6 protein-coding genes are annotated in these 2,497 nt (G+C 53.9%); 5 read left to right on the top strand and 1 reads right to left on the bottom strand.

Annotation, left to right across the window (positions count from 1 at the left end; genetic code table 11):
- Both ACGVJ8_RS02960 and ACGVJ8_RS02965 read left to right on the top strand, forming a co-directional pair.
- Window positions 1-268: J domain-containing protein (locus tag ACGVJ8_RS02960; protein ID WP_392345413.1), on the top strand; the 268-nt coding region annotated here is incomplete at its 5' end.
- Between the two features lie 36 nt (window positions 269-304).
- Window positions 305-466 carry a hypothetical protein gene (locus ACGVJ8_RS02965; protein WP_392345414.1) on the top strand — a complete coding sequence of 54 codons (162 nt, stop codon included), beginning with the start codon at window positions 305-307 and terminating at the stop codon, window positions 464-466.
- A 56-nt stretch (window positions 467-522) separates the two neighbouring features.
- Here ACGVJ8_RS02965 and ACGVJ8_RS02970 read toward each other — a convergent pair whose 3' ends face one another.
- Window positions 523-627, bottom strand: a complete 105-nt coding sequence (locus ACGVJ8_RS02970; protein WP_392345415.1) for a DUF4278 domain-containing protein — start codon at window positions 625-627, stop codon at window positions 523-525.
- Between the two features lie 763 nt (window positions 628-1,390).
- Between ACGVJ8_RS02970 and ACGVJ8_RS02975 the strand changes: the two genes are divergently transcribed.
- The 3 genes from ACGVJ8_RS02975 (at window position 1,391) to ACGVJ8_RS02985 (ending at window position 2,488) form a co-directional block, all read left to right on the top strand.
- Complete coding sequence (locus ACGVJ8_RS02975; protein ID WP_392345416.1) at window positions 1,391-1,978, top strand: ParA family protein; 588 nt, start codon at window positions 1,391-1,393, stop codon at window positions 1,976-1,978.
- Window positions 1,979-2,083: 105 nt separating this feature from the next.
- A complete protein-coding gene (locus ACGVJ8_RS02980) occupies window positions 2,084-2,311 on the top strand; it encodes a hypothetical protein (protein WP_392345417.1) in 228 nt (75 codons plus the stop codon).
- 24 nt (window positions 2,312-2,335) lie between these two features.
- The gene (locus ACGVJ8_RS02985; RefSeq protein WP_392345418.1) at window positions 2,336-2,488 is read left to right on the top strand and encodes a hypothetical protein; all 153 of its coding nucleotides are present in this window, start codon (window positions 2,336-2,338) and stop codon (window positions 2,486-2,488) included.
- Window positions 2,489-2,497 lie beyond the last annotated feature (9 nt).

The following is a 2,497-nucleotide window of genomic DNA, read 5'->3' on the forward strand; positions in this document are numbered from 1 at the left end:
GTTGCGTCAGCGCCAGGACCAAGCCAGCTCCACACGGCAGGGACGTCGCACTCGAACGGATCAGCGGCGTACGGATCGCGTGGATTTTGGACATCCCCGTGATCCCCGGATGGCAGCTTTAGAACTGCTGGGGTTGAACGCCAACGCTTCGCTAGCCGAAATCAAGCAGGCGCATCGAAAACTGGTGAAGCAGCATCATCCCGATCTCGGTGGTTCTGCTGAGGCGTTTCGACATATCAATGAGGCGTATCAGTCGTTGGTTCAATAACGCCTTGGTTCGATAGCGCAGCCTTTGCCGTCTTGATTGGTGTTGTCCGATGATTTGGGGCAGCAACAGGTGGTGTTGATGCCGGTGGAAGTTGGGGTGGTGCTGATTGGTGCGGGATTTGCCGTAGGTGTATCCCTCGCCGTCGCGGTTTGGTTTGAACGTTGGAAGGCAGAGCAGTCAGATCCTGAAGGCAAATGAGCCATAGGAAAAGCCCCGCCTAGGCGGGGCTTGAAAGAGGTCGTTGTGCTGTTTTGTCAGTGGGCGACTTTCTGACCGCGATAAACAAGAACAGGGCGCTGGGCATTGGATGCAGCAGCGTTGTTCTGGTTGTACTTCTGGCCGCGATAGGTCAGGGTCATGATGGGTTCCTCGAAGCAAGCTCAGGTCCCCGTTCCATGGCCTGAGTCGAACTGCGCCTCGCCGAAGACGAGGTGAACGTGATTGAGTAGCAGTTGCTACAGATCCTTTATAGAGGGCTGTCAATCCACGTGTCGTTCGTACTGTTACAGAACAGGAATTCTGTTCAGCTCAGGCTGTTTGCTTCAGGCCTTCAGTGCTTCAAGCACGTTTGGGAGGTGTGTGCACCGGGCGCGGCTTGAGTTGTGGTGCTTTTTGGATCATCACGGCTGAAGGTAAATTGAATCGATTCTGTCGCCGCTTGAATGGTTGAAATGATGGATCGGCTACCGATATTAAGGTTCAAGCTCTGATAACTCTGGCTCGGACTCGAAGCTTCCATTAATTCGTTGTTCTGCTGAATAGTTCGGCTGCGATTGGTGATCCTTGATGCTTACTCAGTGTGAAGCTCATGGCGCCCAAGGACGCCATCCGTACGGTCTGGACAGATCAGTTTTCGCGGTCATGAACAGCTCTCAGAGCAAGGATGATTTGGTGAAGGCGCCGCCGCACAAGTTCCACAAACCCATTGATGTGGACTCCTTGATGTGGGTGCGCAATCACTTGATGCGCTTGGAAGTGGAGGCCCGTTGGGCCGACCGCAATTTGTGTGTTTGCAGAGTTCTTTCCCAACGACGCGATCATTCCGCGCATTTAAACCTCAGCCATATTTTTGACTATCTTTGGCCAGAAGGGTGGTGTGGCAAAAACCTGCACCAGCTTCATTTGGCTTGTGTATGGGCCCAGCAGGGCTTGTCGGTGTGTGTTGTTGATGCGGATCGCAACCGCTTAGCAACCGCCTACGCAGCTCGAGGGATGCTTCCGTTTGAGGTGGTGCATGTGGAGGCTGCAGCGAAAGCCACCCGCCATGCCCAGGTAATCATCACCGACGGGCAGGCCAGCAGCCACGAGGATGAACTCAAAAAAATTTCGGCTGGAGCATACTTTGTTTTGCTGCCAACCACGCCGCAGGCGAGATTGGTTGAGCTCACCGTTGAACTCTCCTCAATCCTCAGGCAGATGGACACCATGCATGCCGCATTGTTGGTGAAAGTGGACAGCCGAAAACAACGGCTTGCGCAGGAAGCACGCCAAATTTTGGAGGGTTTTGATGTGGATGTGATGCACGCGGAAATTCCCTGGTTAGCGGCGTTTGAAAAAGCAGAGGTAGAGAGTGTTTGTGTATCGAATGCCGTAGATGATCATGGCCGTGCCGATCTGCGGAGTATGGGGGGCTGGGCGGCCTATTGCCAGGCCGCTGTTCAGATCCGTGAGCGCTTGTCGGAAGCAACGCCTGACGCCATCAGTGCTTGATCAAGAAACACCTCACTTCCGGCATCGGTCGCCAATCAGACAGATCTTCTGCGCTTCAGCCGCAATCCTTGGCACAGCTGATTGAAGGTTGATGGGACGTAGTTCTTGGTTGAAAAATCCCACCCGTTGCTCAGCAGCATCCACTTGGCAGCCCCAAGCTCAATCTGCTTCTTCTGGCCAGGTGACGGTCAAGCCCTCCATCGCGGCGGTTCTGCTCAAGAAGCCAAGCATTTCCAACAAAGCCGCATGATCGAACTTGTTGTGATGCTTGCCATTGCTTTGTCGATGGTCGGCGTGGTTCTTGGCAATCTGAACGACGACGAGTCCGTTTAAGTTCAAAAGCGGTTGCTGCTTTTGATGACGATTTTGTTTGCCTTCATGCTCGGGCAGCTTGAGATCAGCAATCTCATAGCGGCCTTCCTCGTCCTGGTGGCGGTTGTCTTTGTGGGCAGCTTCGCTGTGGTGTCGTTGCAGACCGGTGAGCTGATCAAACCCCCCAAAAACGACTGAGTCTGAAAG

The sequence above is a fragment of the Parasynechococcus sp. genome (assembly GCF_042954245.1).
Lineage (GTDB): Bacteria > Cyanobacteriota > Cyanobacteriia > PCC-6307 > Cyanobiaceae > Parasynechococcus.